Source organism: Arthrobacter sp. 35/47 (assembly GCF_000520475.1).
Taxonomy (GTDB): domain Bacteria; phylum Actinomycetota; class Actinomycetes; order Actinomycetales; family Micrococcaceae; genus Arthrobacter_D; species Arthrobacter_D subterraneus.
In genome coordinates this window covers 80776-86269 of record NZ_KI914586.1, presented here as the reverse complement: position 1 = coordinate 86269, position 5494 = coordinate 80776, and the positions used below count along the sequence as shown (strand labels likewise).

The 5494-nt window shown below is 69.7% G+C and carries 5 protein-coding genes; all 5 read left to right on the top strand.

Going from position 1 to position 5494, the window contains the following annotated elements; all coding sequences use genetic code 11:
* Positions 1 to 1998 (top strand): protoporphyrinogen oxidase (gene hemG / locus X803_RS0104295; RefSeq protein WP_084033370.1); only part of this gene is annotated, 1998 nt, incomplete at its 5' end.
* 87 nt (positions 1999 to 2085) lie between these two features.
* Positions 2086 to 2811, top strand: coding sequence for a hydrogen peroxide-dependent heme synthase (gene hemQ / locus X803_RS0104290; protein ID WP_026544177.1), 726 nt, complete (start codon positions 2086 to 2088; stop codon positions 2809 to 2811).
* Complete coding sequence (locus tag X803_RS0104285; RefSeq protein ID WP_026544176.1) at positions 2808 to 4010, top strand: ferrochelatase; 1203 nt, start codon at positions 2808 to 2810, stop codon at positions 4008 to 4010. Before hemQ ends, X803_RS0104285 begins: the two co-directional genes overlap by 4 nt.
* Positions 4007 to 4963 carry a hydroxymethylbilane synthase gene (hemC, locus tag X803_RS0104280; protein WP_026544175.1) on the top strand — a complete coding sequence of 319 codons (957 nt, stop codon included), beginning with the start codon at positions 4007 to 4009 and terminating at the stop codon, positions 4961 to 4963. The genes X803_RS0104285 and hemC overlap by 4 nt, the downstream gene beginning before the upstream one ends.
* Positions 4960 to 5494 (top strand): uroporphyrinogen-III synthase (locus X803_RS17735; RefSeq protein WP_035777902.1); only part of this gene is annotated, 535 nt, incomplete at its 3' end. The genes hemC and X803_RS17735, both read left to right, overlap by 4 nt.

Sequence of the window (5494 nt, the reverse complement as noted above, 5' to 3'; positions counted from 1 at the left end):
GCTCCCGCCGTCGTCGTTCTCGGCGGCGGCATTGCGGGACTGTGCGCAGCCCGGGAACTCACTGCCGCCGGTCGCCGCGTGACCGTGCTGGAGGCCTCCGCCACTTTCGGCGGATCGGTGGCCGGCCATGAACTGGCCGGCCTGACGCTCGACGCCGGCGCGGAATCGTTCTCCACCCGCTCCGACACTGTGCCCGCCCTGGCCCGCGAGCTGGGACTGGGGGCGCTGGTCCGCACCCCGAACCCCACCGGTGCCTGGCTGTATCTGCCCGGGCAGGATGGCCGGGGGCAAGCGTTCCCGCTGCCCGCATCGGGGCTTCTCGGCATTCCGGCCGACGTTCGTGATCCCGGCCTGACCGCGCTGATCGGCCGCGCGGCGACTGTGCGCGCCGGCCTCGACCGCGCGCTGCCCCTGGGCGGGCTGCTGAACCAGGAGCAGCTCAGCCTGGGTGCCGTGGTGCGGGCCCGCATGGGCGCGGAGGTGCTGAAACGGCTCGTTGCGCCGGTGGTCGGAGGTGTCCTGTCCGCTGACCCCGATGACCTGGACGTCGACGCCGCCGTTCCCGGTCTGCGCGCCATGATGCCTCCCGCCGTCGTCGTTCTCGGCGGCGGCATTGCGGGACTGTGCGCAGCCCGGGAACTCACTGCCGCCGGTCGCCGCGTGACCGTGCTGGAGGCCTCCGCCACTTTCGGCGGATCGGTGGCCGGCCATGAACTGGCCGGCCTGACGCTCGACGCCGGCGCGGAATCGTTCTCCACCCGCTCCGACACTGTGCCCGCCCTGGCCCGCGAGCTGGGACTGGGGGCGCTGGTCCGCACCCCGAACCCCACCGGTGCCTGGCTGTATCTGCCCGGGCAGGATGGCCGGGGGCAAGCGTTCCCGCTGCCCGCATCGGGGCTTCTCGGCATTCCGGCCGACGTTCGTGATCCCGGCCTGACCGCGCTGATCGGCCGCGCGGCGACTGTGCGCGCCGGCCTCGACCGCGCGCTGCCCCTGGGCGGGCTGCTGAACCAGGAGCAGCTCAGCCTGGGTGCCGTGGTGCGGGCCCGCATGGGCGCGGAGGTGCTGAAACGGCTCGTTGCGCCGGTGGTCGGAGGTGTCCTGTCCGCTGACCCCGATGACCTGGACGTCGACGCCGCCGTTCCCGGTCTGCGCGCCATGATGCGCCGGCACAGATCCCTCGGCGCAGCCGTCGGCGCCATGCGGGCAGCCGCGCCGGCGGGAACCGCCGTAGCCGGCCTCGAGGGCGGCATGCACCAGCTGACCAGTGCGCTGACGCAGCGGCTGGAGCGCGACGGCGCTGCGCTGCATCCTTCGGAAGCTGCACGGAATCTCGCCCGGACACCCGAGGGCTGGAGCATCACCACATCGTCGCGGACGCTGACGGCCGATGCGGTGGTAGTTGCAACGGACGGTCCCACCGCCGTCGACCTGCTGGCTTCCACGGTGCCCCGGATCCAGGAGGACAGGCCGGCCGTGGTGCCGGCAGTGGCGCTGGTGAGCCTGGTGGTGGATGTTCCGCAGCTCGATGCGGCGCCGCGGGGGACCGGCGTCCTGGTGGCACGGAACGTCGCCGATGTACGGGCCAAGGCCCTCACGCATGCCACCGCAAAGTGGCCATGGCTGGCAGCAGCGGCGGGCCCGGGAAACCATGTGCTCCGCCTTTCCTTCGGGCGGGGGGCAGACGGCGACGACACGGCCCGGCTTCCCGACGACGAGCTTCAGTCGATCGCACTGCATGATGCGTCGGTACTGCTGGGGGTCGATATCAGCCCATCGGACGTCGTCGACTGGGATGTGGTGCGGTGGACCAACGCGCTTCCGCACGCCACCCTGGGCCACCGGGACCGGGTGGCACGCATCCGCGCTGCAGCCGCGAATGAGCGCGGACTGGAAATCACCGGTGCCTGGCTTGCGGGCACCGGCCTGGTGTCGGTGATCGACAACGCGCGTGACCGTGGGGCGGCGCTCGCGAGACGGCTTCTCGCCGGGCGCTAACACTCTCCGCCCGAACGTTGATAATCTTCTACCAGCTGTAGAACCCACCAATTTTCATTTGCCTGTTGACAGGAGCAGACTGGATCCATGAGCGAGAATACGGGTTACGAACACGCGCAGGGCACTTCCACCGGCAGCACCCTTCAGGACGGCGACGACGCCGGGGCCGGCCAGTTCTACACGCTCTGGACCGTTTTCAAGCGGTCCGCCGGTGCGCCCGACGACGGCGGTGCACTGGACGCCGCAACCGCCGAACTCGCTGCGGCCGGGGTCACCGTCCGCGGTTTCTATGATGTTTCCGCCATGCGTGCCGAGGCCGACATCATGGTGTGGCTCCACGGCACCCGTCCGGAAGACCTCCAGGCCGCTGTGCGCACCCTTCGCCGGACGGCAACGCTGGCCGGGACGGACATCGTGTGGTCTGCGATGGGCGTGCACCGCGACGCGGAGTTCTCCAAGAGCCACTCGCCTGCCTTTTCACGGGGCGTCGCACCGGCTGAATGGGTATGCGTGTACCCGTTCGTCCGCTCGTACGAGTGGTACATCCTGCCCACCGAGGAACGCCGTGAAATGCTCTACGACCACGGCATGAAGGGCCGTGAGTTCCCGCAGGTCATCTCCAACACGGTGTCCTCCTTTGCCCTCGGTGACTGGGAGTGGATCCTGGCCCTTGAGGCGCCCGAACTCGTGGATCTGGTTGACCTCATGCGCTACCTCCGCGAGACCGAGGCCCGTCGGCATGTCCGCGAGGAAGTTCCGTTCTACACAGGCCGGCGGATCACCGCCCAGGAAGCAGCAGAGGTACTCCGATGACCACTCCAACCTTCCACCCCCTCGACGGAGTCAGTGACAACGGACGCATGGAGCCGAAGAAGTACGACGCCATTGTCCTGGCATCCTTCGGCGGACCGGAAGGCCAGGATGACGTCATTCCCTTCCTGCGCAACGTGACCCGCGGCCGTGGGATCCCTGACGAACGCCTCGAAGAGGTCTCGCACCACTACCGCGCCTTCGGCGGCATCAGTCCCATCAACCAGCAGAACCGGGAACTGAGGGCGGCCATGGAGGCCGAACTCGCCCGCCGCGGCATCGACCTACCGGTGCTCTGGGGCAACCGGAACTGGGCACCGTTCATCGCGGACACACTGAAGGACGCGTACGACGCCGGTCACCGCCGCATCCTCGCCGTCACCACCAGTGCCTACTCCTGCTATTCCAGCTGCCGGCAGTACCGCGAAGACCTCGGAATGGCGCTGGTGGAGACAGGCCTTGACGGCCGGCTCGAGGTGGACAAGGTCCGCCAGTACTTCGACCACCCGGGGTTCGTGGAGCCCTTCGTCGAAGGAGTCACCAAAGGTCTGAAGTCGGTGCGGGAACGCCTGGCTGCCGACGGTGAGTCCAACGCCCCGGTCCACATCATGTTCGCCACCCACTCGATCCCCACCGCCGATGCCGAAGCCGCGGGCCCACGGAACGAGGACGGCGGGCCTGCCCTGGAGGACGGCGCGTACGTGGCCCAGCACCTCGCCACAGCGCAGGCGGTGCTTGACCGGGTGCCGGAGGCCGCTGATGCCCAGTGGTCCCTGGTGTACCAGTCCCGCTCCGGCGCCCCGCACATCCCGTGGCTCGAGCCCGACATCAACGACGCGCTGGCTGATCTCGCGGCCACCGGAGTCAAGGGCGTGGTCATTGTGCCGCTCGGCTTCGTGAGCGACCACATGGAGGTTGTCTGGGACCTGGATACCGAGGCGATGGAAACCTGCGCCGAACTGGGCCTGGTCGCCGAGCGGGTCCCCACCCCGGGCACCCACGCCAAGTTCGTTGCCGGGCTCATCGACCTGGTCAGTGAGCGCACAGCGGACAACACCATCATCGAGCGCCCTTCGACCACCGACCTGGGCCCCTGGTATGACGTGTGCCGGCCCAATTGCTGTGCAAACCGCCGCGGCGAGAAGCCCACCATCGCGGGCGCCGATTCCACCGTCGGGCTTCCGGAGACAGAACAGGCATGAGCGGGACCGTCCGCGTCGGCACCCGCGCCAGCGCACTGGCGCTGACCCAGACCACAACGGTCGCGGAGTCGCTTGCCCGCCTGGGCGGAGTGGGGTACGAGCTGGTGCGGGTCAGCACCACCGGAGACGTCAACCGGGCGTCCCTGTCCCAGATCGGCGGAACCGGCGTCTTCGTCGCCGCGCTCCGGGATGCCCTGCTCGAGAACGCCTGCGACGTCGCGGTCCATTCCCTGAAGGACCTCCCGACCGGTGACGCAGACGGGCTGACCGTCGCGGCAATCCCGGAACGGGCTGATATCCGGGACGCCCTGTGCGCCAGGGACGGACTGAAACTCGCGGATCTGCCTGCCGGCGCCAGCGTCGGCACCGGGTCGCCACGCCGGGCAGCGCAACTGAAGGCCGCACGCCCGGACCTGTCAGTCATCGACATCCGCGGGAACGTCGACACCCGGCTGGCCCGCGTGGCCGGACTGGTCGAGGGCGGACCGGGTGACCTCGACGCCGTAGTGCTCGCCGCGGCCGGCCTGTCCCGCCTTGGCCGCCAGGAGCTGATCACCGAGTACCTCGAACCGAGTTTCATGCTGCCTGCGCCGGGGCAGGGAGCACTCGCTGTGGAGTGTCGGAGCGCCGACGCCGGATCCTCGCCTTTCGCCGAAGCACTCCGCCGGTATGACCACGCGCCCACCCGGCTGGCGGTCACCGCCGAGCGGGCCGTCCTGCGCCGGCTCGAAGCCGGCTGCACCGCGCCCATCGGTGCGCTTGCAACCGTCGACGGTGGCCTGCTGACCCTCGAAGCGGTGGTCTGCAGCCCCGATGGAAGTGCCCTGCTGCGGCGGACGCAGACGACGAGGGAGCTCACCGTGGACGGTGCTGCGTCGGTTGGTGTTGTGCTGGCCGAGGAGCTTCTTGCCGGCGGGGCAGCGGAGATAGCCGGGCTCGCAGTCACGTCATGACTGCCGATGCGGCCGCCGGAGACCTCTCCGGGATCACCGTTGCACTGCTGCGGAGTCCGGAGCGCGCGGCAGCGACGGCGGCAGTGCTGACCGCCCGCGGGGCCAACCCCCTGGTGGTGCCGCTGATTGACTGGGAGCTGCCGGCGGATACCCGGGAACTGGACCGGTTCTTGGGCGCCGCGTCCTCCTACGACTGGCTGGTGCTCACCAGTGTGACCACGGTGGCGGTCCTCGCACAGCGTGCCGAAGCCCGGAACGTGTCCCTGAGGTCGTTGGTGGGCAGCGCCAGGGTGGCCGCCGTCGGATCCGCTACCCGCGCCGCACTTGAGGCACTCGGCCTTGCAGTTGACCTCACTCCTGCAGAGGACCAGTCGGCGGAGGGCCTGCTGGCCTGCCTTCCGATTACGGAAGGAAGGCCCGCGCGGGCCTTCCTTCCGCAATCGGACCTTGCCGCTGACACGCTTCAGACCGGCCTGACCGGACACGGGTGGACCGTTGATGCCGTCACCGCCTACCTGACCGTCGACTACC

Bases quoted from the DNA above. Each gene is read 5' to 3' on its own strand.
- hemQ (WP_026544177.1), top strand. From the start codon at position 2,086: ATGAGCGAGAATACGGGTTACGAACACGCGCAGGGCACTTCCACCGGC.
- X803_RS0104285 (WP_026544176.1), top strand. From the start codon at position 2,808: ATGACCACTCCAACCTTCCACCCCCTCGACGGAGTCAGTGACAACGGA.
- hemC (WP_026544175.1), top strand. From the start codon at position 4,007: ATGAGCGGGACCGTCCGCGTCGGCACCCGCGCCAGCGCACTGGCGCTG.